Below are 23,945 nucleotides of genomic sequence, written 5' to 3'. Positions count from 1 at the left end.
GTCGCGGCCCTACGCGCCGCCGGCCGGCCGGGCGCCCACGTGACCGCCCGCCGCCTCCTCGACGAACTGCGGGTACCGGTCCACCTGGTGACCGGATCCGCCGATCCGCTGACCACCGCGGTCACCGCCCCGGTCACCGAGATCGCGGGCGCCGGTCACTACCCGCATCTGACCCACCCGGAACAGGTCGCCCGGATTCTCGATTCGGCCCGGAAAGAGTTCGCCGACCGTGCCGGTCGACCGGAAGCGACGGCCGCGGGCCGGTGATCGGGCGGTCAGGCCCGCACCGGCGGCAGGCCCGGCGCCATGGTTCGCGGGTCCACTCCGGCGAACGCCAGCGTGATGAACAACCCGGCCACCTCCTCGAGTTGCCGTGCCCGTGCCAGCGGTCCCACCACCACCGGTTCCGCCCCGGCATCGCGTACCAGCGTTTCGACCACGTGCAGCGCACCGGGGTCGTCCCCGCACAGGACCACCGTCGTCGCCACCCCGGCCACACCCCACTGGGTGGAGGGGACCAGATGAAAACCCTTCACCACCCGGCCACCCGGCGCCGCCGCGGCGATCCGTTCCGCATTCGATTCCCCCGCGGGGCCCAGCACCACCCCCACGCCGTGTTCGACCGGGTTGGTCGGGTCGATTATCGGTATCCCGGCCAGTCCTCCACCGCTGCCGCCGGCGGCCTCCAGCACCGTGTCGGCCGCGTCCCACGGCACCGCGAGCAGCACCGCGTCCGCCCCGTCCACCGCCTCTCGCGCCGCGGCCGGGCGGGTCGGGCCGCCGAGCCGCCGCGCCAGCGCCGCCGCCTTCTCCGGGGCCCGTCCCGCCACGGTGACCCGGTGGCCCGCCCGCACCCAGCAGCGGCCGAGCGCTTCGGCCAGATGACCCGTTCCCAGAATCGCTATCCGCACCCTCGTCTCCTCCGTCTTCGCGAACCGTGTGCGAGGGCTACCGTAGGGAGCCGGATACGCACCGATCGGTGCGTACCGAACCGCGATGCTGGTGGGCGATGACCGATTACCACGACCGCGCCGACCCGATCGCCGACTGCCGGCTGCGGGGCGCACTCGATCTGTTCGCCCACACCTGGGACCCGGTGATCCTCGCCGCCCTCGCCGACGGCCCCCGGCGACGCGTCGAATTGCGCACCGGGATCGGCGGCATCCGCGACAAGACGCTCACCGAAGCGCTGCGCCGGCTGCTGGGGCGCGGCCTGATCGCCCGGCGCCCCGACCCGGCCGCACCGCCCGGAGTCGAGTACCGGTTGACCGAATTGGGAGTCAGCCTGGTGGACGGACCATTGCGCGCCCTGGCCTCCTGGGTACAGGACCACGGCGACGAACTCCCCGTCCCCGAGGGCACCGATCCGCCGCTGCGCCGTTTCGGCTGATCGCGCGCCCCACCGCGCTCACGCCGGCCCGGCTCCATCCCCCGGGTGGTCACCGCGGGTTCCGTAGGCCGCCAGGAAGGTCCGGACCGCGGCGGTGGCGATCCCGCGGAGTTCGGCGGGCGGGACCCGGCGGGTGCCGTGAGCGGACCGGTTCTCCAGTGGACCGGTGAGCAGCGCGAGGAACTGCTCGGCGGCGACGGCCGGGTCGGTGGTGCGCAATTCGCCGGACAGCGCGAGCAGGCCGAGCCGGTCGGTCAGCGCGTCCAGGGTCGCGGTCGCGGTGCGTTCCCGGACGAGCGCCACCAGGTCGGGCAGCCGGTTGGCCTGCGCCGCGGTGAGCCGGCGCAAGGCGTGCGAGGTGTCCCCGGCACAGATGCGCAGCAGCCGGCGGGCCGTGTCCTCGAGTGCCGCGGTGAGGTCGGCGCCGGGGTTGCGCAGCCGTTCCACCGCGGCCAGACAGTCGGCGCCCACCCGGTCGGCCGCCGTGAGGAGAGCCTCCCGCAGCAGGCCCTCCTTATCGGTCATGTGGTTGTAGACAGTCGGTTTGGCGACCCCGGCCTCATCGGCGATCTCGCGGACGCAGGCCTGTTCGTAGCCCAGCCGGGCGAATACGGCGAAGGCCGCGTCGAGAATCGCCCGCCGCTTATCGATCCGGCCGGTGACCGGGCCGTCCTCCACTCGCGCACGCACCCTCCCATGCTAACGCCCGCCCCGCGAGACACTGAACCCACGGGTACAAAATTCCATACCGTTGACAATACTCGTGGGACCGTTAGTCTGAACCAACCGGTTCAAATTCGGAGGTTTCGAGTGATAGTCAACATCCTGCGGTTCAGCTTCAAAGACGGTGTCTCGCCGGACCAACAGGCCGCCGTACTGGAGCGGATGCGCCGGACCGCGAGCGTCGAGTCGGTCGAATTCGGTGTCGTCGGGCGCGATATCGGCGACCCACGCGACGGATTCACCCACGCCTACAGCGCCGCGGTCGCCGATCTGAGCGCCCTCGAGCGCTATCTGCACGACCCGGTGCACTTGGCCGGTGATCCGCATATCCTGCCGTATATCGCCCGCCTGTCCGCGGTTCGGTTCTCCGACGACCCCGATCCGGACCTGACCGCCCGGATCGAGGAACTGCACCTGCAGAAGGTGCGCACCTACCCGGACTGGGGCCGGATGCTGGCCGAGGTCGTCGACGGCACCATCGCCACGAAGGTTCCTTCCTGATTCCACCGCCGCGACCTTCGGCGACAGCTCGGCCGATTCGACGCCCGAGGCGTTTGCGGTAGTCGCGCAATGCGTACCGGCGGATGTCGACACCGCCGACCAGCACCTATCCGGCGGTCGGATCGTAGAACCGGGTCGGCAGCTTCACCGGCCCGGTGATCCGAAGCGGACGCGCCCGCCGGGTAGCTCACCCGCGGCGGGTGACGACGGGCCGGGCGCGGCCGTTCTACCGTGCGCCCATGGGCGAACCCCACGCTGATCGGGCCCGGCGCGCCGCCGCGTCCCGCGCGCAGCGCACCGAACACGGCGCCCGGCAGCGCGACCGCGTCCCTTTCGCCGCCGTCGCCGCCGCGGCTGCCGCGCCGGATCGTGACCCGCTGGCCCTGCTGGAATCGCAGACACCGGCGCGGGTGCCCGAACTGGTGCCGGTCCGCTACGGCCGGATGGCGGTCTCCGAGTTCTCCTTCTTCCGGGGCGCGGCGCTGGTGATGGCCGACGATCTGTCCCGCTCTCCCGGCACCGGGCTGCACACTCAGCTGTGCGGGGACGCCCACCTGAGCAACTTCGGCCTCTACGCCACCCCCGAACGCAAGCTCGCCTTCGACGTGAACGATTTCGACGAAACCTATCCCGGCCCCTTCGAATGGGATGTGAAGCGGCTGGCCGCGAGCCTCGCGGTCGCCGGGCGCGACAACGGATTCAAGCGCAAACAGCGGCGCCGGATCACCCGCGCCTGCGTGGCCGAGTACCGCGAGACAATGATCTACCAGGCCGGACGCGGCGAACTGGCCGTCTGGTACGCCCATATCGACGCCGCCACGGATATGGCCGAACTCCGCGATGTCCTCGATTCGTCGATGCGCAAACGCGTCCAGAAGAGCATCGACAAGGCCTGGGGGCGCGACAGTTTCCAGGCGCTGTCCAAGCTGACCACGCCGTGCGACGGGCGACCGCGCATCGTGAGCATGCCCCCACTGATCGTTCCGGTGGAGGAGCTGTTCACCGGCGCCGATGCCGAGACGGTGCACCGGGGTCTGATGCGCCGCCTCGCCGATTATCGCGGCACCCTGCAACCCGACCGCCGCTTCCTGCTCGACCGGTTCGAGTACGTGCACGCGGCGCGCAAGGTGGTCGGGGTCGGCAGTGTGGGCACCCGCACCTGGATAGTCCTGCTGCGCGGGCCGGGCGACGAACCGCTGTTCCTCCAGGCCAAGGAGGCACAGCCTTCGGTTCTCGCGCGCTATCTCCCCGGCCCCGAATACACCAACCAGGGCGAACGGGTGGTGAGCGGGCAGCGGCTGATGCAGGCGGCCAGCGATATCTTCCTCGGCTGGCAGCAGCATCCCGGCCCCGATCCGGACGGGGTGACCCGTGATTTCTATATCCGCCAGCTCCGCGACGGCAAGGGGGCGGCGGTGATCGAGACCATGTCCCCCGACCTCATGGCGCTCTACGGGCGGCTGTGCGCCCGGGTACTGGCCCAGGCCCACGCCCGCGGCGGTGACCGTTTCGGAATCGCCGGGTATCTCGGTTCCGACGACGATTTCGACGCGGCGATCGCGGAATTCGCCGAGGAGTACGCCGATCGCAACGCCCGCGACCACGCGGCGTTGCGCCGCGCGATCGAGGAAGGCCGGATCACCGCGTCCCAGCACCCCTGATTCGTGAGCGGGACGCGCGTGCTCAGTTCACGACGGCGAAGGCGAACCCGTCCCAGCCCTTGGCGCCGACCGTCTGCAGCACGGTGGCGTCCAGGCGTGGTTCGTCGGCCAGCAACTGCACCAGTTCCCGGCTCGCCCGCACCGCGGGGTCGGTGTCGTCCGCGGCGGCCAGCCGGCCCCCACGCACCACATTGTCGACGACGACCACCGCGCCCGGCCGGGTCAGTCGCAGTGCCCACTGCACGTAATTGGAGTTGTTGACCTTGTCCGCGTCGATGAATACCAGGTCGAACGGCTCGGGCTGCTCCTCGGCGAGCACGGGCAGACTGTCCAGGGCCGCGCCGACCCGGATATCGACCCGGTCGCCCACGCCGGCGCGGTCCAGATTCGCCCGCGCGACCTCGGCGTGCCGCTTCTCGAATTCCAGCGTGGTCACCCGGCCCGCGTTCCCGACCCCGCGAGCCAGCCACAGTGTGCTGAAACCGCCCAGTGTGCCGATTTCCAGTACCCGCCCGGCGCCGATGGACCGGGCGAGCAGATAGAGGAATTTGCCCTGGGCCTCGGACACGTCGATAGCGGGCAGCCCCGCGTCCGCGTTGGCCCGCAGCGTCGCGCTCGTCTCGCCGTCGCGCGCCAGGTGATCCACCACGTACCGGTCCACATCAGCCCAATCCGGTGTGCTCATATCCCGCAGTCTGCCACTCGCCGGGCCGGTCCGGTGGACCCACGACCGCGTTCCGGCGTTCGCCGGGCGGAAGCCGGTGGCGCACACGGTTCGTCTCGCGCCTGCGGACGCATGGCAGTGTTCACTCGGCCGCGGCGGCACCGCCCAGCGCTGCCGCCAGCGCGGACAGCTGGGCGCCCCGGTAGTCGCGGGAGACCGGTGCGGCGTGCTCGATCAGGTCGAATCCGTGGTAGGCGCCCGTGATCTCGTGCAGGATGCAGGGCACCCCCGCGCGGCGCAACCGATCGGCGTAGGCGAGATCTTCGTCGTAGAACAGATCGCGGGTGCCGACCCCGATCCAGGCGGGCGGCAGGCCCGCCAGATCGTCGTATCGGGCCGGTGCCGCCAGCGGCGGCACCGGCCCGGATCCGAGTTCGCCCAGATAGGCACGCCAGCCGAAATCGTTGCTGCGGATGCTCCATATCCGCAGGCGCCGGGCATCGATATCGGTGCGTGCCGAGGTCCGGTCGTCCAGCATGGGGTAGGACAGCAGTTGCAGTACCGGCCGCACCTCACCACGGTCGCGGGCCAGCAGCGCCAGGGCCGCCGCCAGACCACCGCCCGCGCTCTCCCCCGCGATCGCGATCCGGTCCGGATCCACCCCGGGCGCCCCCGCCAGCCAGCGCAGAGCCGCGTAGCAGTCCTCGAGCGGCGCCGGATAGGGATGTTCGGGCGCCAGCCGGTATTCGACCGATGCCGCGACCGCGCCGAGCCGCCGGGCCACGGTCGCACAGAACCGGTCGCCCATGGCCGCGGTGCCGATGACGTACCCCCCGCCGTGTACGAACAACAGCCCGGGCGCGCGCCGGGGCGCCCCGGCGGGCCGGAACACCCGGACCGTCACGTTCGCGTCCACCCGCTCGATCGTTCCGCCCGCCGGCCGCGTTCGCCCTCCCCGGTCGCCGAGCGCGCGGATCAGGCGGACGGTGCGCGGGGACACCACAGCGCGTGGCAGAAAGCGCGCGCGGCGCAGGTCCGGATGGAAACCGATCTCCGACGTCATTGCCGTATCCACTCTCGTGCCGCACCGGAGCCCTACCCGATGGCCGTCTCCGCAGCGTACGGGCCGCGGGGCGGTCTCGAGGGAGTTCCGGCCGGAGAGCTGGAAGCGGCTATCTCGCGGCGCCTTCCCGTTCGGCGACGGTCAGCGTGCACCGGCCGTCCCCGCAGGAGCGCTGGAGTCGTCCCCGCGAGATGGTCTGTATCAGCCCGATGGTCCAGCACATCGGGCAGCCGCGGAGCGCGACCAGACCGACGGGCACGAGCATCAGGCTCATCGGTCCGACGACCGGAATCAGGGCCACCGCGCCGATCAGCGCGCCGAAGCCCACCACACCGCGCATCACATGCTCGGACGCGGAGCCGCTCGTGAAATCCGGGCCGTCAGGTGTCGTTGTGCTCATCTTCGCCTCCGGGATCCGATTCGGATGTGGTGCACAGGGTGTGCCGAACCGCGGCGCGAGCTCGGTGCAGGCGCGATTTCATCGCCGCCGGACTCAGGCCCAGCTCTTCGGCGACCACCCGCCCGCTGTAACCCTGGATATCGCGCAGGATCAGAACCCGGCGGTAATCGGGAGGCAGGGCGGCGACCGCGGCCGCCACCCGGCCCGCTTCCAGGCGGCGTAATGCCTCGTACTCGGCCGAGTCGGTCACCGCGGTGTCCGGCATCGACGTGGGCGCGACCGGCTGTCGCCGCGCACGGCGCAGGCATTCGTTGCGCACGATCCGGAACATCCAGGACGCGAGTGCGCCCGTGGCCCGCAGCATGCCGATCTTCCGGTACAGGATGATCAGGGCCTCCTGCGCCGCGTCCTCGGCATCCTCCGCGTCGGCGCAAAGGGACCGGGCGAAGCGCCGGACGTTCGGGTGGGCGGCCGAGACCACCGCGGCGATCGCATCGATGTCACCATCCTGCGCGGCGGTGATCAGCTCCTCGCCGGGCCAGGTCACCTCAGTCACGCCCGGCTCGTTTGCGCCGCACAACGAACATGCACGTACAGAGCAGTACCAGCCCACCGGCGATTGCGATACCGATTATCACGACAACCTCCTCTTCCGTCCCCGGCGTCTGCCGAGACGTATATGAGAGGCACGAGCCGGGGAAAAGGATTCGCCTGGGGCCGATCACTCTGCCGTCCGGCCTCGCGGCCGAGATCCGCACGGTCCGCACCGAACGGGTGAGCGCCCGACCGGTGCGGCCGAACGACTCGAATCGATCGGGAGCGGCCGGACGGGCCTTCACGCGCCGAGTCATGGGGTCGGAGCGGTACGCCCAGCAGTTGCCAGAACACCGGTAACGGTGAGAGTCTTCATTCGGAAAAGAGACCATATGGTTTTGCAGGAACGGTCGGTCTGACAACTATGCGGGTGAACAACGAGCTGATCGCGGCTGTCCGGCGCGCCGCCGACGAGGCGCCCCGCGGACGAGTCGACGATCGAATCCGGCGCTCACACAAGCGAAACAACAGACGAGTGGTCGGACACGGCCGACGATGGACAGACTCGGCGATCGGGACCACCGCCCGGGAACATGGCCGGCTACACCCCCAGCGCTCAGCGGATCACCGGGCACCTCGTCACAACCGGAGCCCGATGGCTTCGCCCGAGTCGAGCCGAACGTATGGCGGCCCGGGCGAACGAGCCGAAACCGCCGCACCCGAACTCCTCGGCTGAATCCAGGCTTCGAAGGAGTTTCGCATGTCCACCGGATCGAAGGCAGAATTACGGGCTGTTACCGAGCATCTGACGGGGATCTTGCGTGGAGCCGTGACACACAAGAGAACCTCCTGGTTACGCCTCAGCGACGAGGTCGTCCGCGGACTGGAGCGACTGTCGAGCTCCGACAAACCCTTCCAGTGGTTTCGTCGTCCCGAACAGAAATTCGAATGGTTCGGTCGCCGCGAACAGAAATTCGAATGGTTTGCTCCGCGCAGGCCGGCAACCCCTACATCACCTACTGCCGGCTCCTTCAAGCTGGTTTCGATGAGACCTGAAGATATCGGGGAGCACCTGCCGGGCAACACTGTATTTTTTGGAAGAAAGGTCGAGTACCTGACCGACCCGAAGAAGCGAGAGCGCTTTCGTATTCATATAGTCGACGGAAAGATGTACGACGCCAAAGGGAAGCTGTTCGATACGACGAGAACATTCTTGGGTCAGCGCCGCGACGCGATTTTCGTCGTAGACGAAGAAGGAAGAATGTACGCTCACAAGATCGGGATGAACGGGAAGTTCCATCACTCGAGCCTGCTGGCCGGCGGACCGGTCGCCGGAGCAGGAACCATGCGTGTCGAAAAGGGGGTACTGACATACCTGAGCGACCGAAGTGGACACTATCTCCCGGCACGACCCCTCACATACCAAGTGATAGCGCAACTGCGCAGCCTGGGCGTGGCAATGGATCGGGTGTTCATCGACCTGCTGGCGCGGGCATAGCGCGGTGGATCCGGAGATGAATGGAGATCAGCGAGCGGTGGTGAACGCCATCCTCCACGACGTTCAGTTCGCAGACACTCTGACTGCAGCCGAGGTCGACCGCACGTCGTCGTCCCTGCTGCACAATCCGCTCTGGTCGCTCACTCCGGAGCAGGAGTATCAATCGATTGTCGATGCGCTCGAATCCGGTTCGGAAATCGGTTCGATTGTTGGACCGAGACATTCCGAGGATGCCGTAAGAAATTTTCTGCGACAGGTTGTCGACCGCCTCGACGCCCTCCGGCCGTGGCCGGATCTTCCATTTCAAGAGCTACCGGAAACCAGATGGAGCGAATTTTCCGGTGCTCCGGCGATTGCGCGTGTAGATGTGAGCTGGCCAGAAATCGAGACACGAGTGGGTAGAATATTCACCGAATCCGTTCCGGATTCCCGCCAATATCTACTGCTGAGGCTTCGTTCTGGTATCGAAGTGGGATTCGTATGGCCCGGAGAGAATGAGGATTCCACAGCGATCGTCGCGCCCGACGCGTCGGTCCCGGAAGCGGATATCGTGCAGGAAATAGTAGATGCCACCGACCTCGACTCGCCGGAGGTCGGTGTTCTCGGTGGAACTGCGCAGTAGGCCGATCAGATCATGAGCCCGGCTGTGGACGGGACGATGATCATGAATCGCCCCCGCCCCGGCCGTCGGCCCGTAGCGACGCGCCCCGCCACTGCCGCCTTACGAAACAACACCGTCTCGACGCTCCCGCGGTCCGGCGAACTCGACAGTTGGCGGACTATGTAATCCGTGTCCGATGCGTACCCGGACCGGCCGGGCCCAGTATGGTGAGGACGCCGATCGTAGCGGCCGGCGGAACCGGCAGCCGAGCCCGATCGAGGGGATGATCACTATGCGCTGGTACCAGGTCGCCGCCTGCGGACCCGAATCCTTTTCCGAGCTCGCCGACGGATTCGTCCCCATGGCACACGAATTCGGCAACCCGGAGAACTGGCACGCCGGACTCACCGCCCAGGAGTCGAGCACCTACACCCTGCTGCGCTGGGATCAGCACGGAAATCGCCTGTGTCATCGGACCCGGCGCCACATTCGCCGCGTTCCCGGCGACGACTTCTTCTGGGTCGTCGTCCCCGATCGTGGCGATTTCGCCATCCGCTTCCACGACGAGGTGACCCGTGTCCCGCGCGGGCACGCGGTCGTAGCCGGACTGGAGGTACCGTGCCGGCTGCACATTCCCGACGCGGCGGCCTACGGTTTCCAGGTGCCGCGCACCGAGTTCGAGTCCCGGCTGCGTCCGCACCGGCACATGAACGTCGTCCTCGATATGAACCGTGGTCTGGGCCGGATCGCCGGCGATATGATCCGCGGCGTCCACGCCGAACAGTCCGGTCTGGGCGAACGGGAATTCAACGCGGTCTGCGACCGGATCACCGAGCTGCTGTGCATGATGGCCGTCGGCGAGACCGGTCCGCAGGCGATCCACCACACGGAGGTCGCCGAGAGCATCCGGCGATATCTGCGCGAACACATCGGCCGATCCGATGTGCGCCTGCCCGCGGTGGCGCACGCGCTCGGCTGGTCGCCCCGGCAATTGCGGCTGGTGCTGCACGAAACCGGGACGACCTTCCGGGACCTGCGCCGGGACGAGGCCCTGCGGGTGGCACGCGAACTCCTGGCCGACCCGCGCGCCACCATGACCATCGCGGAACTGGCGGCCCGCTGCGGTTTCACCCCCGCCTGGTTCTCGGCGGCGTTCAAGGACCGGTTCGGTGTCACGCCGCGGGAGTTCCGGCGCAGCAGACGAGCCGAGTCCACGGACCGGCACAGATGAACCCGCAGGGGTGAATCCGGACTAGGAGCCGGGGTTCAGCCGCACCGGAAGCTTCTCCGGGCCCACCGTGCTGATCTGCACCGCGTACTCGATCGCGGTGCTGGGCACGGCCAGGGTCAGCTTCGGGAAGCGGGTGAACAGCGTCTGCAGGGCTATCCGGCTCTCCAGCCGGGCCAGCGGCGCACCCAGGCAGAAATGCGGGCCGCGGCCGAATACGAGCTGGTCACGATGCTCGTGGTCGATATCGAACACCTCGGCGTTCGGGACGAGCAGCGGATCCCGGTCGACGCCGCCCCACCACAGCGTCGGCGTGCCCGCCGGGATGTCGACACCGGCGACCGTCACATCTTCGAGCGGGTAGCGCATGAGCGCACCGACCACCGAAGAGCGGTAGCGCAGCGCTTCTTCGACCACATCGGCCCAGCGATTCTCGGCCTGCGCCCGCGCCAGCTGTTCGGGATGGTCGCGCAACGCGATCACCGCATTGCCCAGCAGATGCACCGTGGTCTCGTGCCCGGCCACGATGACCAGCCACAGCACACCGATCAGCTCTTCTTCGGTGAGCTCGTTCGCCGCGTTGGCCTGCAACAGCGCCGAGGTCAGATCCTCCCCCGGCTCGGCCCGCTTGTGGGCGAGCAGTTCGACGAAGTAACCGCTCATCGCCGCCATGGCCGCCTGGGTTTGTTCGCCGGTGCTGTGCGCCGAGACGATCGTGAGGGTCCAGTCCTTGAGCCGCGACTGCGCTTCCAGCGGCACTCCGAACAGATCGCAGATCACCCGGACCGGCAGCGGAACAGTGTAGTTCGCGACCAGATCGACCTCTTCCGTATCGGGAAAGGCGCTGATGAGATCGTCGGCGATCTGCTGGATGCGCGGTTCCAGCGCCGCGATCCGAGCCGGTGTGAACGCCTTGTTGATCGTCTGGCGCAACCGCCGGTGCGCGGCACCGTCCTGGTTCAGCATGTGTTCGGCGTCGGTCAGGGCACGCAGCGGCCAATCGGCGGGGATCCGGCCGTCGTGCAGCGCGGGGCACTTGGACGGGTGCTTGGCGAAGAGCTTGTCGTCGAGCACCTCGGCGGCAGCACGATGGCTGACCGCCATGTAGGCGCCGACCCCGCCGAGCAGTTCGATGGGCACGACCTCACCCGCACGAATTATCCGCTCGAGCGTTTCGTACATCGACTCACCGGGTGTCGGAAGTTGGATGACTGACTCGGACATGCTTGTCTCCCTGAGTTTTTCGATGCGATCAAAGAGAGTCTGGGACGCCGGAGCGGGACGCACCAATCGATACACCCCATCGTGCCCCGCACCGATATTCCTCCGCGCCGGAACGTAATTCCCTGCCCCGGCCGTCCGTTCGGTGATCTACCCTTCGGCGTGTTTACGGACCCGCAACCCCTGCCCGGCGCCCGCCGCGGCCGGCCGGGCGTTGTCGATGGTGAAGCTCACCCGGTCCGGCCGGTAGCGGTCCTCACCGTATTCGAGCGGGTCCCCGGCCGCGGACGAGGTGTGCCGCCGTTCCCGCAGCAGCGGGGTCCCCGGGGCGATTCCCAGCAGCGCCGCGTCGGTCTCGTCGGCGCCGACCGCGTCGATGGTGTGCCGGGCCGAGTGCAGATCGACCCCGCGGCCGGCGAGGTGGGCGTAGATCGACGCGGTATCCGGATCGAAATCGAACAGCAGCCGCCCGACGTGCTCGACGAAGGCGGCGCGCTCCACCATCACCGGCTCACCATCGAGCAGCCGCAGCCGGAGTACCTCGATCACCGGTGCCCCTTCCTCCGTCCGCAGGGCCGCCGCCGCGGCGGCGGAGGCGCCACGGCGCGCGATCTCCACGGTGCGCTGGCCCGGTGTCCGGCCGATCCGTTCCGCCCACGCGGTGAAGGACAGCAGTGTTTCGAACGGCTGGCCGACCGCGGTATCACGCACCACGGGCCGGCGGCCCTGCCCGCCGCCGATGAGCCCTTCGTGCCGCAGCGTCGCCAGGGCGCTGCGCACCGTGCCCCGGGAGGCACCGAACTCCTGGCACAGTTCGGCCTCTGACGGCAGGGAGGACCCGGCCGCGAGTTCGCCGCGGCGGATCCGGTCCCGCAGGGTGGTGGAGACGCGGGCATACAGCGGGGTCACATCGTCCTCTCGGTTCGGTTATCGGGCACTGGTTGATCGAACAAGTGGTTCTCTTCCCCTCTGGACGATAGAGGTAAGCGCCGTTACCAGCGGAAACTAACGGTGAACTTATCTGTACAAGTTTCGCGGACACCTTGCCGGTAGCGGCGGCGGCTTGCGAGCATTCCGGCCATGGCTCTTCGCACGGACTCCGGACCATCCGCCCTACCGCCCCATCCGGTCGACCTCGCCGTCGTCGGTGCCGGCATAGTCGGCCTCGCGCACGCGGTCGATGCCGCAGACCGGGGGATGCGCGTGGCTGTCGTCGAACGCGACGCGCGCGCCGTCGGCGCCTCCCTCCGCAATTTCGGCCATATCTGCACCACCCCGCAGACCGGCCGGGCACTCGAGTACGCCTGGTCGGCCCGGGAGAAGTGGCTGCGGCTGGCCGAGCAGGCGGGGTTCGAGATCAGCCGGGCGGGCACCGTGGTGGTGGCCCGGACCGCCGCCGAACTGGGGGTCCTGGAGGAGTTCGCGGCCGAGCGCGGCGCCGAGCAGGTTCGGCTGCTCGACCGGGCCGGGACGGCCCGCCACTTCCCACCCGCGGGCGAGGCCGGCAGCGATATCGTCGGCGGCGCCCATCTGCCACTCGACCTGCGGGTCGACCCGCGCGCGGCAATACCGGCCGTGGCCGCGTGGCTGGCCTCGCGCGGCGTCGAGTTCGTATGGAACACCCAGGTGGGCGCCATATCCGAAGGTGTCGTGCACACCGCGCGCGGGGACCTGGCCGCCACCGCGATCGTGCACGCGGCCGGGCACGATATCGACCGGCTTTTTCCGGTGATCGCCGAGGAGAACGGCGTGCGCCGCTGCCGGTTGCAGATGCTGGAGGTCGCGCCGCCCGGTGATATCCGTATCGAACCGGCGGTTCTCACCGGCTACTCCATGCTGCGCTACGGCGGTCTGGCCGCCACCGCCTCGGCCGCCGCGGTGCGGCGCGAGATCACCGATCGGGCGCCCGAAACGCTGGACGCCGTGATGAATCTGATGCTCACCCAGCGCCCGGACGGCTCGGTGGTGCTCGGCGATACCCATCATTACGCCCGCACCCATCTGCCGTTCGACGACGAGGACATCGCGGACCTGGTGCTGCGCGAAGGTGCCCGGCTCCTCTCGGCCCGCCGGTTGTCGGTGCGGCGGCGCTGGCGCGGGGTCTACGCGGATTCGCCGGACACCGATTTCCTGGTGGCCGCGCCCGCGGCCGGTATCCGCGTCGTCTCGGTGACCTCCGGGATCGGGATGACCACCGCGCTCGGCCTGGCGCCGGTGGTCGTGGACCGGCTGGCCGGATCGAGGGCCGGGCAGCCCGGGTAGTGCCACCCGGCCCGGGCGATCAGCCCGCCGCGGTCACGATCGCCGCGGACACCGCGTCCGGATGCGAGACCAGGGAGGCGTGGGACGAGTCGAGTTCGGTGGTCTGCGCGCCCATCCGGCCGGCCATGAAACGCTGCGCGGCCGGCGGGATGACCCGGTCCTGCGCCGAGACCAGGTACCAGGTGCGCGCACCCGACCACGACGGCGCACCGGAGGGTTCCAGATTGGCGGCCAGGGCGATCGATTGCTGGTGGGCGAGCATATCGGCGGCGGTGGCGTCGTCGACATCCTGCGCGAAGACATCGTGGAAGTAGTCGGGTGCCACATAGCCGTCGAGATTGCGGCCCGCTATGCCCTGCGGATCGTCGACGAGCTTCACCTGCAGCGCCGGGGGCAGCAGCCGACTACCCGGGAACCGCACCGGGTCCAGTGCCTGCTGCGCGACTTCGCCCTGAGTGGGCGCGAAGGCCGCGACGTAGACCAGGGAGACGACATCGGGGTCGTGCACATTGCTGATCACGAACCCGCCGTAGGAGTGCCCGACCAGCACGATGGGTCCGTCGACCGTGTCCAGCGTGCGCTGGATGGCGGCGGAATCGTTGGCCGGGCCGCGCAGCGGGTTCACCGGGGTCAGTACCTCGTAGCCCTGCCCGCGCAGTCGCGCGGCGACGCCGTTCCAGCTGGTCGGGTCGGCGAACGCACCGTGCACCAGGACCACGGTCGGCCGCGGCGCGGCCCAGGCGGGCATCGCGACCGCCGCCGTCGCGACGATGGCGATGATCAGGCTCAGCAGAGCGGTACGCAGCGAGCGAATGGTGGTCATCGGTCTCCCTGTCCCGTCTCGTTCGGTTTTTCACGAATTCGAGCAGTTCGGCACGCATTTACGCAGCGCCGCACAGGTGGCACGAATGATCAGTGTAGCCGGGTGGGCCGGGCGCGAAACGGCGATTTCGCGCGGCGCGGTGCCGGGCCGCGGCGCCGTCCTCTTGCCACCACGACGCGGGAAGAGCAGGGTGAGGAACACCGGTGGCGCCACCGGGGCGCCGCCTCGAGCAGAGAGGGGGTGGCTCGTGTTCGCGCGATCCACCACTATTCAGGCGCGACCCTCCGCTATCGATGCCGGGATCGCGCATATGCGCGATGTCGTGCTGCCGGGCTTGCGGGAAATCCCCGGGTGTATCGGATTGTCGCTGCTGGTCGACCGGGACAACGGGCACTGTATCGCCACCAGCGCGTGGGAGTCCGAGGACGCGATGCGCGAGAGCAGGGAACAGGTCGGTCCGCTTCGCGACCGCGCACTCGCCACCTTCGGGGGTGGCGCACAGATCGAGGAATGGGAGATCGCGGGCCTGCATCGGGCCCATCACGCGGAGGAAGGCGCGTGCGTGCGCGCGACCTGGGTCAAAACCGATCCGAGCCGGCTCGATTCGGCCGTCGAGATCTACAAATCCGACACCCTGCCCGCCATGGAGGATCTGGAAGGGTTCTGCAGTGCGAGCCTGATGATCAACCGGAGGTCCGGTCGCGCGGTCTCGTGCACCAGTTACGACAGCGCTGCGGCGATGCGGGCCGGCCGTGAGCAGTCGGCGGCGCTGCGGGTCGACGCTGCCCGGCGGACCGGCGTCGAAGCTCTCGACGTGCGGGAGTTCGAGCTGGCACTCGCGCACCTGCGGGTTCCGGAAATGGCCTGACCGGCCTACCCCATCTCACCGGTGGTGAGGCCCATGCCTGCGGCGAGGTCGGTGAGCACCGCGTCGAACAGCACATCCGGGTCGCTCACCGGCATCGGGTAGTTACCGAACACTTCCAGCGTCACGTGGCCGTAGAGCCGCACCCAGACCGTCATCATCAGATACGCGACCCCGAGATCGAACTTCTCGGCCGGGAACTTCTGCTCCGATCCGGCGAGCAGCGCCAGCAGCTCGTTCTGGAACGCGATCAGATCGGTGCGCAGCGCGTCGGGAATCGAATCGGTCGGCGGGGTCGCCAGGTCGTAGGCCGCGAGCAACTTGCCCGCGGCTTCCAGGAACACCAGCCCGAACGCTTCGTCGAAACGGCGTACCGTACCCGGCCCGCCGGGCGTCGGCGAGGCGAAGACCAGCGTGAATTCATTGCGGTGTGCCAGCGCCCAGCGCCGGAACGCCCGGCAGATGGCGAACAACCGGACCACCCCGTCGTCGGGTAGTTCGGCCACCTGCGCACCGAGGTCGTCGGCCAGCCGGATACAGATATCGCGCCGTAACGCGACCAGCAACTCCTCCCGGGACGGGTAGTAGCGGTAGAGAGCGGGAGCGGTGATGCCGAGTTCCCGCGCGATCGCACGCAGGGTCAGCGCCTCCGCTCCCTGTGCGACCAGTAGCTCCAGCGCCACGCGCCGGATGTCCGCGTCGCTGACCGCGGGCATCCGGCCCCGCCGGGCGGGTGGTGTCATTCGTATGCGACCTGCCAGTTCTTGATTCCGTTCAGCCAACCCGACCGTAGCCGAACGGGTTCGGCGACCTGACGCAGGTTCGGCATCACATCGGCGATGGCGTTGAAGATCAGGTCCAGTTGCAGGCGGGCCAGGTTCGCACCGACGCAGTAGTGGGTGCCGGTGCCGCCGAAGCCGACGTGCGGGTTCGGGTTACGGGTGACGTCGAACTCGAACGGCTTGGTGAAGTGGTCCTCGTCGAAGTTGGCCGAGGCGTAGAACAAGCCCACCCGCTGTCCCTTGGCGATGGCCTGCCCGCCGATCTCGGTGTCCTGCAGGGTGGTCCGCTGGAACGCGATGACCGGGGTGGCCCAGCGCACGATCTCGTCGGGGGCGGTGCGCGGACGCTCGGCCCGGTACAGCTCCCACTGTTCCGGGTTGTCCACGAAGGCCTTCATCCCGTGCGTGGTGGCGTTCCGGGTGGTTTCGTTACCGGCCACCGCCAGCAGGATGACGAACCAGGCGAATTCCTCCGAGCTCAGCGCTTCGCCGTCGATATCGGCGCTGAGCAGCTGGCTGATGATGTCGTCGGCCGGGCAGCCGCGGCGCTCTTCGGCCAGGTTCCACGCGTACCCCATCACCTGCGCATTGGCCATTTTGTAACTGTCGGCGTATTCGGGGTCGTCGTAGCCCATCATCTGGTTCGACCACTCGAACAGCTTGCCGCGATCCTCCTGCGGCACGCCGAGCAGTTCGGCGATGGCCTGCAGCGGCAGCTCACACGCGACCTGCTGGACGAAATCTCCGCCGCCGGTCCGCTTGGCCTCGTGCACGATCCGTTCGGCCCGCTCGTGCAGGGCGTCGCGCAGGCTCTGCACGGCGCGCGGGGTGAAGCCACGGGAGATGATGCGGCGCAGTTTGTCGTGCTCGGGCGGGTCGGTGTTGACCAGCATCGCGCGCTGGATATCGATCTCCTCGCGGGCGATATCGCCGTTGAAGCGGATCACCGCGGTATTGGCGTGGGTGGAGAACACCTCGGAGTTCTTCGAGATCTCCTTGATGTGTTCGAGTTTGCTCACCACCCAGTAGCCGCCGTCGTCGAACCCGCTCACCCCGTTCGGCTGGTCGACCCACCACACCGGCGCAGTGCGGCGCAGTTCGGCCCATTCCTCGATGGGCAGCCGGGCCGCCAGCAGGTCGGGATCGGTGAAATCGAAGTCGTGGGAGAGGGATGCGGTCATGGAGCCTCCTTCGGAGCTGATACACATGCGGGCCGCGGAGGCCGAAGCGTTGGGGAGGTATCGCACCACGATGCCTCCTGCAGGAACCCTGTCCCCAGGAGTGAACCACACCACACCGCATTTGTGAACGGGTTTTAGTAAATATCGTTCACATAATCGTCCGGCCACGGGACACGCCCCCTTCGGCAACCATTTCGCTACGTTCGGTCACGGGCCCCGAATGCGCCGCCCGAACGGCGCACCGCACGCCATAATGAGTTCTTCGGCCCACAGCAACCGGGCAGCAGCGGTAGCCGCATGAGCAAGACTCCCGAACACCTCCGGAGGACTCAGCACATGACCACCATGGAAATGCCGCACGTCAGCGAATGCACAGTGAACAGCTGTTCCTACAACCACGAGGGATGCCACGCGTACGCCATCAACGTCACCGGGCACAACGGCAGCGCCGACTGCGGCACCTTCATACCCCTGGCGACCAAGGGCGGCCTCGACACCGTCACCAGCATGGTCGGCGCCTGCCAGCGCACCGACTGCACCCACAACACCGATCTCGAGTGCACCGCCGGGGAGATCCGGGTCGGGCCGGGCAGCACCGACCACACCGCCCACTGCATGACCTATACCCCGCGCTGAGGGCTCGACCGGTCACCGGCACGGCGCCGGTACGGATCAGCCGGTGGACACCACCGCGGCGCCCGCGCCGGCGGGCCCGGACCGGCCACACTCTTCTCCGTCGTGCGACGTGCCGCGGTCGGAGCTCCTGTAATACTTGCCCTGACGACACATCGCCGAGATCGGCAGGCGAGTGTCGGGCACGGAACAGGAGCGGTGTGTACAACGAGTTGGCAGCGGCGATGCGTCGCCTGACCGCCCAGCTCGCCGACAATATAGAACTGATGGGTGCCACCGACGCGCAGCGGATCCGCGATATCACCAACCCGCCCCTGAGCGCGTCGCACCTGCTTCCCGCGGCGGACGAAGCCACCGGTCTCCCCGGTCCGGCCGTCTCGGTGATCCATCGCGGACCCACTCCCGGGTCCACCGCCGCGGCGCCGAGATTTTTCGACAACGCCGTCGAAGCGGATGCGTACGGAATGAGGATCTGGGGCGCCACCCTCGAAGGCCTGAGCCCCGCGGAACGCCGGCTGCTCTACGACTACACCAAGGGTGACAGCACCGAGCTCAACGACTTCCTCAGGGCCGGCTTCCCGCTGTTGCCGAGATCGCGCGCGATGGCCGAGGGGTTGGACGACATCCTGCGCAGGCGAACCACCACCGAATGGGTTCGGGTAACGAAGACCATCCAGGCCGCCCGGCTCATCCCCGACCACCCGATCACCGCGGTACCTCCTGGCTACCGCGGCATATTCCGCGATTACGTCAGTACCTCGCTGTACCCCGGCGGCGTCGACGAACTGAAGAACGTCGAGCGCCGCGATACCGATGTGACCATCGACATTCCGCCCGGAGTGCCGGCTGTGTACATCGGAGATCTGTCCGCCACACCGGAGGAGAAAGAGCTGCTCGTCATGCGCGAACTGCCTTTCGATCTCACCGACCTGCAACCGGACGGCGACCGGTGGAAAGCAGCGGTGACCGTCCTGCCACCGTGAACCGTGGCCGCGTTCCTCTCGATCCCGGTTCCTCCGGCCGGGATCGGTGGCGTCGGCAGCGTCCAGCGGCCCGCGGACCTGCACACCGCCCCGCCGAACCGCAAGCCGGCGTGGAAAACCGGTTGAGCGCGGGGCCGGTGTGAGGCTTCATGGACAGCGATGAGCACACTGAAACAGCAGCGCCCCCGCAGTGCGCGGATCGTCGGTGACGGGTTGAAGTTGCACCGCCGATCGCTACGGTTGGACGGACGTGTCCACACCGTGATCTCGCTTCGCCCGGGTACCACCGCCCGGTTCAGCACCAATTACTTCCACGACACCTGGCATCTACTCTCCGACGACCACGGCAGCCGGCTGCTGGCCACCCTGCTGTGGGGCCTGTCCTATCAGGCGCGCCCGGCGACGGTGTTGCTGATCGATCGTCCCTTCCTCACTCCGACCCCCTTCGAGGCCGATCCCGCGGATCCGATTCTGCTCGTCCCGGGCTGGTGCACCCGTCTCACGCCGCGGGCGGTCCGGGAGTTGATGCGCCGGCTGCCGTTGCGCACCGCGCCGGAGGGCACTGTGCGCTGGCGCGCCCACGGGCTGGCCACGGCCGCCTACTCACCGCGCTGGGCGCCCCGGCGCGGCCGGACCGACCGGGTGAAGGGCGCGATTGTGGTAACCCCGGCCACCCCGGACGAATGCCGGGACTGGGCGCTCTACATCGCCGCCATGGACACCGGCGCCCACGGCACCGACTACACCTACCTCGACGATCACCACCGATGGGTCACCGGCGAGGTTCAGACCTTCCGCCGGTTCCACCATATGGTCGGTACCGCCGGGCAGGCCCGCCGGACGGTGCTGCGACGTGCCGACGCCGGCACCGACCCGAGTGCGCTGCGCCCCGAGATCTGGGAGGCCGCCGATATCCTCCGGGGCACGGCGCATCTGAAAATCGTGGAATGGCGGGATCGCCGGTGGCAGGTGGGCCGGCATGCCGCCGCGATGCTCACGCGAGCCGGTGTGCACGAGTTCGAGGACCTGCGCAGGATCGGCGCGGTGGAGGCATACCGGCGGATGCTGACGACCGGCTGCGCACCGGATACGCGCATGCTGTGGGCGATGGACTGCGCGATCTCCGGCGGCACCTACCGCCATCTCACCACCGCACGGAAACAGGAACTGACGACGGCACTGCACCGGCACCCTATTCCCGGCATCGCCGGTGTGCGCTCGGGCCGACGGGCCCGGCCTCCCCGTACCGGAGGACGCACGGTGGCCGACCGGCGCGGGCCGGCCACCGTGTTGCGATGAACGTGGGCCGCCCTACTTCGTGAGCCCCGCGTCGCCCCACACGCCGTTACCCGCCTGACTGCAACTCTCCATATTCCCGCCGACGAACAAGAAACTGATCGTCAGGTTCTGTACACCCGCCACCGGCACGTCCACCGTCGGGGATTGGCCCACTGGAACGTTGCCCGAGGAATAGATCGACTTTCCGTCGGCGACCACCTCGAACTGGAGCACCGATTGGGAATTCCCACCGTCGGCGATACCGATAGTCGAGCTGAACCGCGACCATTCACGATTCAGGTTGTAGGTGTGGCCCACCTCGGTATCGCAGCCGCTGAACTGCTGATAGATCGAATGCGGGTAGGAGACACCGTTGACCGATATCGTCCCGGTATATGCGGTTCCGGTGGTGGGCGACATATCGGCCAGGTACCGCTTGGGCAGCGGCGCGGGCGCCGGGGCCGGCGCCACCGGCGGTGCCGGGTTCTCGCTCGTCGTAATCGCTTGCGCGGTATCGGCTTCCGCGTCCGTGGAACCCGACCCGACGAGAAGGGTGACCACCAAACCGACGACGGCCAGCGCGATACCCGCCCCCGACACGAGCATTACCCCGCGCTCGGCGTCCCGGGCACTCTTGGGGGCCGCGGCGCCGGTCGCCGGCGAATGGGGGCGCGGGTTCGGCCCGCGAGTGGGTTCGGTTGGATTGGACACGCGCACACTCTTCTTCGACGAAACTCGACGGAGCCCGGCCGGGCGCCGCAGCAGAGATATACCACGCCGGGCGGGGTGATGGAATTGGAGCGCCGCGCCCGATTGTTCCGCCCGCCGGTGCGCGTTTCGAATTTCCGGTGCTCGGCGATGGGATTCCGAAAATGGCGGCGAGCGACATCATTTCATCGGTCCGGACCACATGGACCCCCAGGCACACCCCCGCCTCCGGGGTCGGCGGGCCGTAGCCACTCGACACGGTACGGTACGTACCGTACCTTAATGAGAATGACCGCCGACAATGCCTGGCCCGGCAACTTGGGAGTGGCCCAGGTCCGGTTCGCCCGGCCCACCGACCGACTCGACGAGGTGATCCGCTTCTACGTAGAAGGGCTCGGCCTGCACGAGCTCCACCGGTTCACCGGCCACGCCGGCTACGACGGGGTGATGCTCGGTCTCCCCGGCACCGGCTACCACCTGGAATTCACCACGCACAGCGACGGCAGCCCAGGTGATGCGCCGAGTAAGGAGAACCTGCTGGTGCTGTACTTCGAATCCGAGGCGCGGATGTCGGAGACCGTCATACGGCTCGGCGAATTCGGCGCCGAACCGGTTCCCACCGAGAACCCCTACTGGGCCGCCCAGGGAGCGCTGGCATTCCCGGACCCGGACGGCTGGCAGGTCGTGCTCGTCCCGCGGCCGGTGTTCTGATGCCGGGCCGCAGCCGCGACGAACGGATCGACACCGCGGTGCTGGCGGCCGCGCGAACCCTGCTCGATGCCAAGGGATACGCGGGCCTCACCATCGGCCAGGTCGCGGCGAGCGCCGGTATCCATCGTCCGGCCATCTATCGGCGCTGGCCGTCCAAGCGGCACCTGGTGGCCGAGGTGGTGGCCGATCTGCTCGGGCTCGAACCGACCCCGGACACCGGCGAGCTCCGCACCGATCTCACGCGCTCCATGCGGGACCTGGTGGCCGCCCTGCGTGACACCTCGCTGGGCCGGGTACTGCCGGCCCTGGTCGCCGACCTCGCCGCCGATCCGGAGCTGCGCGATCGGCTGTGGTCCACCGTGTTCGGTCCCCGCCGCGAGACCACAGCGCGCGCCCTGCGGGCAGCGATCGACCGCGGCGAGATCGACCCGGACACCGATATCGATTTCGTGCTCGACGCGGTCGCCGCACCGATCTACTTCCGGGCCCTGTTCGGACATCTCCCGCTGTCCGACGAACTGGCCGACCGATCGGTGGACACCGTGCTCGAGGCGATCCGGCGCCCCCGGTGACATTCGGCTGCCGCGCCGGGTGGAGATGCGTCACACCGTGCCGTTGATCACCGGGCCGGAATGAAACAGGGGGTACGGTAGGATCGCTTCAGTACCCGCGCCCGATGCGCACACACGTACTCTCCGTCGCGGATCACCAGCCTTTCGCGTCGGGACCCGCGACGCCGCCACCTCGAGTAGGCGCGGACAGACGGTCCGAACGGACGTCGCGGTATCACCTCCGATGCCGAAAGGCGCTCATACCTTCATGCCTGCCAACACTGCTGCCGCGCAGACGTTCACCGACCTCGGCGTTCCGGCCGATATCGTCACGAAACTCGCCGCCGGCGGTATCACCGAACCCTTCCCCATCCAGAACGCCTCCCTGCCCGACACCCTCGCCGGACGCGATGTCCTCGGCCGTGGGAAGACGGGCAGCGGAAAGACCCTGGCCTTCGGTATCCCGGTGGTCGCGCTGCTCGCCGGCGCGACGCGCACCCCCGGGCGGCCCACCGGGCTGATCCTGGCGCCCACCCGGGAACTCGCGACCCAGATCGCCGCGACCGTCGCGCCACTGGCCGAGGTGTGCGGACTGCGGGTCACCACCGTTTTCGGCGGGGTTCCGGTGAACCGACAGATCAAAGCCCTGAAACAGGGCGTCGATATCGTCGTCGCCTGCCCCGGCCGGCTCGAGGACCTGATGCAGCAGCGGGCGCTCTCGCTGGACGCCGTGCGCATCACGGTGCTCGACGAGGCCGACCATATGGCCGACCTCGGCTTCCTGCCGGGCGTCATCCGGATCCTCACGGCCACACCGCGCGACGGCCAGCGGCTGCTGTTCTCGGCGACGCTGGACAACGGCGTCGGCAAACTGGTCGACCGTTTCATGCACACGCCGATCTCGCATTCGGTCGACGAGGCCGCCGCGCCGCCGCCGAAGATGACCCATCACATCTTCGAGGTCGACGGGGCCGCGGCGAAGAAGGAACTCGTGCGCGCGCTCGCCGCGGGCAGTGGGCGCCGCATCCTTTTCATGCGCACCAAACATCACGCCCGCCGGCTCGCCGGTGAACTGACCCGCGCGGGTATAGCCGCCGTCGACCTGCACGGCAATCTCTCCCAGCCCGCGCGTGACCGCAACCTCGCCGCCTTCGCCGCGGGTACCGCCAAGGTCATGGTCGCGACGGATATCGCCGCGCGCGGTATCCACGTGGACGATCTCGAACTGGTGGTGCACGTCGACCCGCCCGCCGAACACAAGGCGTACCTGCACCGGTCCGGCCGCACGGCCCGCGCGGGCACCGAGGGCACCGTGGTGACGCTGGTGCTGCCCGAACAGCGCAAGGACGTGGCGGCCCTGCTGCGCAAGGCCGGTATCGAGGCGCGGCCGCGCCCGGTGACCATCAATTCCCCGATCCTCGACGATCTCGCGGACCGGACGGCGCTCACCGAACCCGCACCGGCCCACCCGGCAGTCACCACAGCCGAGCCGAGCCCCTCACGCGGGGCCACCGGCGGTTCCCGCAACGGCCGGCGCGGCTCACGCGGCCGCCGCAGCGGCGCGAGTGGGCACGCGGAGGCCGTGCGCTCCGACGCGCGCGATACGACAACCCCGCGAGGTGGAGAGCGCGGCCGCGCGGAGAACACCGCGAAACGGTCGCGGCAGGGTGAACGCTCCGGTGCC

At 68.7% G+C, this 23,945-nt stretch carries 27 protein-coding genes; 15 read left to right on the top strand and 12 right to left on the bottom strand.

Features of this window, described 5'->3' with window-relative positions; translation table 11 throughout:
• Positions 1-267, top strand: a 267-nt coding sequence (locus ON38_RS10120; RefSeq protein WP_373281205.1) for an alpha/beta fold hydrolase, incomplete at its 5' end; no start/stop codon positions are given.
• Between the two features lie 8 nt (positions 268-275).
• Here ON38_RS10120 and ON38_RS10115 read toward each other — a convergent pair.
• Positions 276-911, bottom strand: a complete 636-nt coding sequence (locus ON38_RS10115) for an NADPH-dependent F420 reductase (RefSeq protein ID WP_039824270.1) — start codon at positions 909-911, stop codon at positions 276-278.
• A 98-nt stretch (positions 912-1,009) separates the two neighbouring features.
• Between ON38_RS10115 and ON38_RS10110 the strand changes: the two genes are divergently transcribed.
• A complete protein-coding gene (locus tag ON38_RS10110) occupies positions 1,010-1,390 on the top strand; it encodes a winged helix-turn-helix transcriptional regulator (protein WP_039824269.1) in 381 nt (126 codons plus the stop codon).
• Positions 1,391-1,408: 18 nt separating this feature from the next.
• On the opposite strand, the gene ON38_RS10105 is transcribed toward ON38_RS10110, so the two are convergent.
• A complete protein-coding gene (locus tag ON38_RS10105; RefSeq protein ID WP_039824268.1) occupies positions 1,409-2,080 on the bottom strand; it encodes a TetR/AcrR family transcriptional regulator in 672 nt (223 codons plus the stop codon).
• A gap of 120 nt (positions 2,081-2,200) precedes the next feature.
• Between ON38_RS10105 and ON38_RS10100 the strand changes: the two genes are divergently transcribed.
• On the top strand, positions 2,201-2,614 hold the full coding sequence (locus tag ON38_RS10100; RefSeq protein WP_039824267.1) for a Dabb family protein: 414 nt from the start codon (positions 2,201-2,203) through the stop codon (positions 2,612-2,614).
• Positions 2,615-2,853: 239 nt separating this feature from the next.
• A complete protein-coding gene (locus ON38_RS10095; protein ID WP_039824266.1) occupies positions 2,854-4,275 on the top strand; it encodes a DUF2252 domain-containing protein in 1,422 nt (473 codons plus the stop codon).
• 22 nt (positions 4,276-4,297) lie between these two features.
• Here the strand turns inward: ON38_RS10095 and ON38_RS10090 are convergent, their stop codons facing one another.
• From ON38_RS10090 to ON38_RS10075, 4 genes are all read right to left on the bottom strand, one after another.
• Positions 4,298-4,960: an O-methyltransferase gene (locus ON38_RS10090; protein WP_039824265.1), complete on the bottom strand. Its 663-nt coding sequence runs from the start codon at positions 4,958-4,960 to the stop codon at positions 4,298-4,300.
• A 121-nt stretch (positions 4,961-5,081) separates the two neighbouring features.
• Positions 5,082-6,002, bottom strand: coding sequence for an alpha/beta hydrolase (locus tag ON38_RS10085; protein WP_039824264.1), 921 nt, complete (start codon positions 6,000-6,002; stop codon positions 5,082-5,084).
• A 109-nt stretch (positions 6,003-6,111) separates the two neighbouring features.
• A complete protein-coding gene (locus ON38_RS10080; RefSeq protein ID WP_039824261.1) occupies positions 6,112-6,402 on the bottom strand; it encodes a hypothetical protein in 291 nt (96 codons plus the stop codon).
• Positions 6,383-6,958 carry an RNA polymerase sigma factor gene (locus ON38_RS10075; protein ID WP_039824259.1) on the bottom strand — a complete coding sequence of 192 codons (576 nt, stop codon included), beginning with the start codon at positions 6,956-6,958 and terminating at the stop codon, positions 6,383-6,385. The genes ON38_RS10080 and ON38_RS10075 overlap by 20 nt, the downstream gene beginning before the upstream one ends.
• A 738-nt stretch (positions 6,959-7,696) precedes the next feature.
• Between ON38_RS10075 and ON38_RS35935 the strand changes: the two genes are divergently transcribed.
• The 3 genes from ON38_RS35935 (at position 7,697) to ON38_RS34040 (ending at position 10,266) form a co-directional block, all read left to right on the top strand.
• Positions 7,697-8,434 carry an IQM protein middle domain-containing protein gene (locus tag ON38_RS35935; RefSeq protein ID WP_157181717.1) on the top strand — a complete coding sequence of 246 codons (738 nt, stop codon included), beginning with the start codon at positions 7,697-7,699 and terminating at the stop codon, positions 8,432-8,434.
• Between the two features lie 16 nt (positions 8,435-8,450).
• Complete coding sequence (locus ON38_RS35930) at positions 8,451-9,056, top strand: hypothetical protein (protein ID WP_157181716.1); 606 nt, start codon at positions 8,451-8,453, stop codon at positions 9,054-9,056.
• Positions 9,057-9,318: 262 nt separating this feature from the next.
• On the top strand, positions 9,319-10,266 hold the full coding sequence (locus tag ON38_RS34040) for a helix-turn-helix transcriptional regulator (protein ID WP_169333261.1): 948 nt from the start codon (positions 9,319-9,321) through the stop codon (positions 10,264-10,266).
• Between the two features lie 21 nt (positions 10,267-10,287).
• Here ON38_RS34040 and ON38_RS10060 read toward each other — a convergent pair whose 3' ends face one another.
• Positions 10,288-11,487 carry a cytochrome P450 family protein gene (locus ON38_RS10060; protein ID WP_051164563.1) on the bottom strand — a complete coding sequence of 400 codons (1,200 nt, stop codon included), beginning with the start codon at positions 11,485-11,487 and terminating at the stop codon, positions 10,288-10,290.
• 147 nt (positions 11,488-11,634) lie between these two features.
• The gene (locus ON38_RS10055) at positions 11,635-12,393 is read right to left on the bottom strand and encodes a GntR family transcriptional regulator (protein ID WP_039824256.1); all 759 of its coding nucleotides are present in this window, start codon (positions 12,391-12,393) and stop codon (positions 11,635-11,637) included.
• Positions 12,394-12,564: 171 nt separating this feature from the next.
• Here ON38_RS10055 and ON38_RS10050 point away from each other — a divergent pair, with 171 nt between their 5' ends.
• Positions 12,565-13,746 carry a TIGR03364 family FAD-dependent oxidoreductase gene (locus tag ON38_RS10050; RefSeq protein WP_039824255.1) on the top strand — a complete coding sequence of 394 codons (1,182 nt, stop codon included), beginning with the start codon at positions 12,565-12,567 and terminating at the stop codon, positions 13,744-13,746.
• A 19-nt stretch (positions 13,747-13,765) separates the two neighbouring features.
• On the opposite strand, the gene ON38_RS10045 is transcribed toward ON38_RS10050, so the two are convergent.
• Positions 13,766-14,569 carry an alpha/beta fold hydrolase gene (locus ON38_RS10045; protein WP_039824253.1) on the bottom strand — a complete coding sequence of 268 codons (804 nt, stop codon included), beginning with the start codon at positions 14,567-14,569 and terminating at the stop codon, positions 13,766-13,768.
• Positions 14,570-14,816: 247 nt separating this feature from the next.
• Between ON38_RS10045 and ON38_RS10040 the strand changes: the two genes are divergently transcribed.
• On the top strand, positions 14,817-15,437 hold the full coding sequence (locus tag ON38_RS10040; RefSeq protein ID WP_083872489.1) for an antibiotic biosynthesis monooxygenase: 621 nt from the start codon (positions 14,817-14,819) through the stop codon (positions 15,435-15,437).
• 5 nt (positions 15,438-15,442) lie between these two features.
• Here ON38_RS10040 and ON38_RS10035 read toward each other — a convergent pair whose 3' ends face one another.
• Complete coding sequence (locus ON38_RS10035; protein WP_039824252.1) at positions 15,443-16,177, bottom strand: TetR/AcrR family transcriptional regulator; 735 nt, start codon at positions 16,175-16,177, stop codon at positions 15,443-15,445.
• Positions 16,174-17,397 carry a cytochrome P450 gene (locus ON38_RS10030; RefSeq protein WP_039824250.1) on the bottom strand — a complete coding sequence of 408 codons (1,224 nt, stop codon included), beginning with the start codon at positions 17,395-17,397 and terminating at the stop codon, positions 16,174-16,176. The genes ON38_RS10035 and ON38_RS10030 overlap by 4 nt, the downstream gene beginning before the upstream one ends.
• Positions 17,398-17,733: 336 nt before the next feature.
• Here ON38_RS10030 and ON38_RS10025 point away from each other — a divergent pair, with 336 nt between their 5' ends.
• The 3 genes from ON38_RS10025 to ON38_RS34035 all read left to right on the top strand — a co-directional run bounded on the left by ON38_RS10025 (position 17,734) and on the right by ON38_RS34035 (position 20,312).
• A complete protein-coding gene (locus ON38_RS10025; RefSeq protein WP_039824248.1) occupies positions 17,734-18,033 on the top strand; it encodes a DUF1540 domain-containing protein in 300 nt (99 codons plus the stop codon).
• Positions 18,034-18,230: 197 nt separating this feature from the next.
• Positions 18,231-19,013 carry an ADP-ribosyltransferase gene (locus ON38_RS10020; protein ID WP_039824246.1) on the top strand — a complete coding sequence of 261 codons (783 nt, stop codon included), beginning with the start codon at positions 18,231-18,233 and terminating at the stop codon, positions 19,011-19,013.
• A 159-nt stretch (positions 19,014-19,172) separates the two neighbouring features.
• Complete coding sequence (locus tag ON38_RS34035; RefSeq protein ID WP_051164562.1) at positions 19,173-20,312, top strand: TfoX/Sxy family DNA transformation protein; 1,140 nt, start codon at positions 19,173-19,175, stop codon at positions 20,310-20,312.
• Positions 20,313-20,324: 12 nt separating this feature from the next.
• On the opposite strand, the gene ON38_RS10010 is transcribed toward ON38_RS34035, so the two are convergent.
• The gene (locus ON38_RS10010) at positions 20,325-21,002 is read right to left on the bottom strand and encodes an NPCBM/NEW2 domain-containing protein (RefSeq protein ID WP_039824244.1); all 678 of its coding nucleotides are present in this window, start codon (positions 21,000-21,002) and stop codon (positions 20,325-20,327) included.
• Between the two features lie 285 nt (positions 21,003-21,287).
• Between ON38_RS10010 and ON38_RS10005 the strand changes: the two genes are divergently transcribed.
• From ON38_RS10005 to ON38_RS09995, 3 genes are all read left to right on the top strand, one after another.
• Entirely contained in the window at positions 21,288-21,710 is a 423-nt protein-coding gene (locus ON38_RS10005) for a VOC family protein (protein ID WP_039824242.1), read from the top strand.
• Positions 21,710-22,282, top strand: a complete 573-nt coding sequence (locus ON38_RS10000) for a TetR/AcrR family transcriptional regulator (protein ID WP_039824240.1) — start codon at positions 21,710-21,712, stop codon at positions 22,280-22,282. Before ON38_RS10005 ends, ON38_RS10000 begins: the two co-directional genes overlap by 1 nt.
• A 247-nt stretch (positions 22,283-22,529) precedes the next feature.
• Positions 22,530-23,945: DEAD/DEAH box helicase (locus ON38_RS09995; protein ID WP_039824272.1), on the top strand; the 1,416-nt coding region annotated here is incomplete at its 3' end.

The organism is Nocardia testacea NBRC 100365 (assembly GCF_000308775.1).
GTDB classification, from domain to species: domain Bacteria; phylum Actinomycetota; class Actinomycetes; order Mycobacteriales; family Mycobacteriaceae; genus Nocardia; species Nocardia testacea.
Note: the sequence above shows the minus strand (reverse complement) of the source record. Positions and strands in the feature narration are given on the sequence as shown.

Bases quoted from the DNA above. Each gene is read 5' to 3' on its own strand.
- ON38_RS10110 (WP_039824269.1), top strand. From the start codon at position 1,010: ATGACCGATTACCACGACCGCGCCGACCCGATCGCCGACTGCCGGCTG.
- ON38_RS10095 (WP_039824266.1), top strand. From the start codon at position 2,854: ATGGGCGAACCCCACGCTGATCGGGCCCGGCGCGCCGCCGCGTCCCGC.
- ON38_RS10090 (WP_039824265.1), bottom strand. From the start codon at position 4,960: ATGAGCACACCGGATTGGGCTGATGTGGACCGGTACGTGGTGGATCAC.
- ON38_RS10085 (WP_039824264.1), bottom strand. From the start codon at position 6,002: ATGACGTCGGAGATCGGTTTCCATCCGGACCTGCGCCGCGCGCGCTTT.
- ON38_RS10080 (WP_039824261.1), bottom strand. From the start codon at position 6,402: ATGAGCACAACGACACCTGACGGCCCGGATTTCACGAGCGGCTCCGCG.
- ON38_RS35935 (WP_157181717.1), top strand. From the start codon at position 7,697: ATGTCCACCGGATCGAAGGCAGAATTACGGGCTGTTACCGAGCATCTG.
- ON38_RS35930 (WP_157181716.1), top strand. From the start codon at position 8,451: ATGAATGGAGATCAGCGAGCGGTGGTGAACGCCATCCTCCACGACGTT.
- ON38_RS34040 (WP_169333261.1), top strand. From the start codon at position 9,319: ATGATCACTATGCGCTGGTACCAGGTCGCCGCCTGCGGACCCGAATCC.
- ON38_RS10060 (WP_051164563.1), bottom strand. From the start codon at position 11,487: ATGTCCGAGTCAGTCATCCAACTTCCGACACCCGGTGAGTCGATGTAC.
- ON38_RS10050 (WP_039824255.1), top strand. From the start codon at position 12,565: ATGGCTCTTCGCACGGACTCCGGACCATCCGCCCTACCGCCCCATCCG.
- ON38_RS10045 (WP_039824253.1), bottom strand. From the start codon at position 14,569: ATGACCACCATTCGCTCGCTGCGTACCGCTCTGCTGAGCCTGATCATC.
- ON38_RS10035 (WP_039824252.1), bottom strand. From the start codon at position 16,177: ATGACACCACCCGCCCGGCGGGGCCGGATGCCCGCGGTCAGCGACGCG.
- ON38_RS10030 (WP_039824250.1), bottom strand. From the start codon at position 17,397: ATGACCGCATCCCTCTCCCACGACTTCGATTTCACCGATCCCGACCTG.
- ON38_RS10025 (WP_039824248.1), top strand. From the start codon at position 17,734: ATGACCACCATGGAAATGCCGCACGTCAGCGAATGCACAGTGAACAGC.
- ON38_RS34035 (WP_051164562.1), top strand. From the start codon at position 19,173: ATGAGCACACTGAAACAGCAGCGCCCCCGCAGTGCGCGGATCGTCGGT.
- ON38_RS10005 (WP_039824242.1), top strand. From the start codon at position 21,288: ATGACCGCCGACAATGCCTGGCCCGGCAACTTGGGAGTGGCCCAGGTC.
- ON38_RS10000 (WP_039824240.1), top strand. From the start codon at position 21,710: ATGCCGGGCCGCAGCCGCGACGAACGGATCGACACCGCGGTGCTGGCG.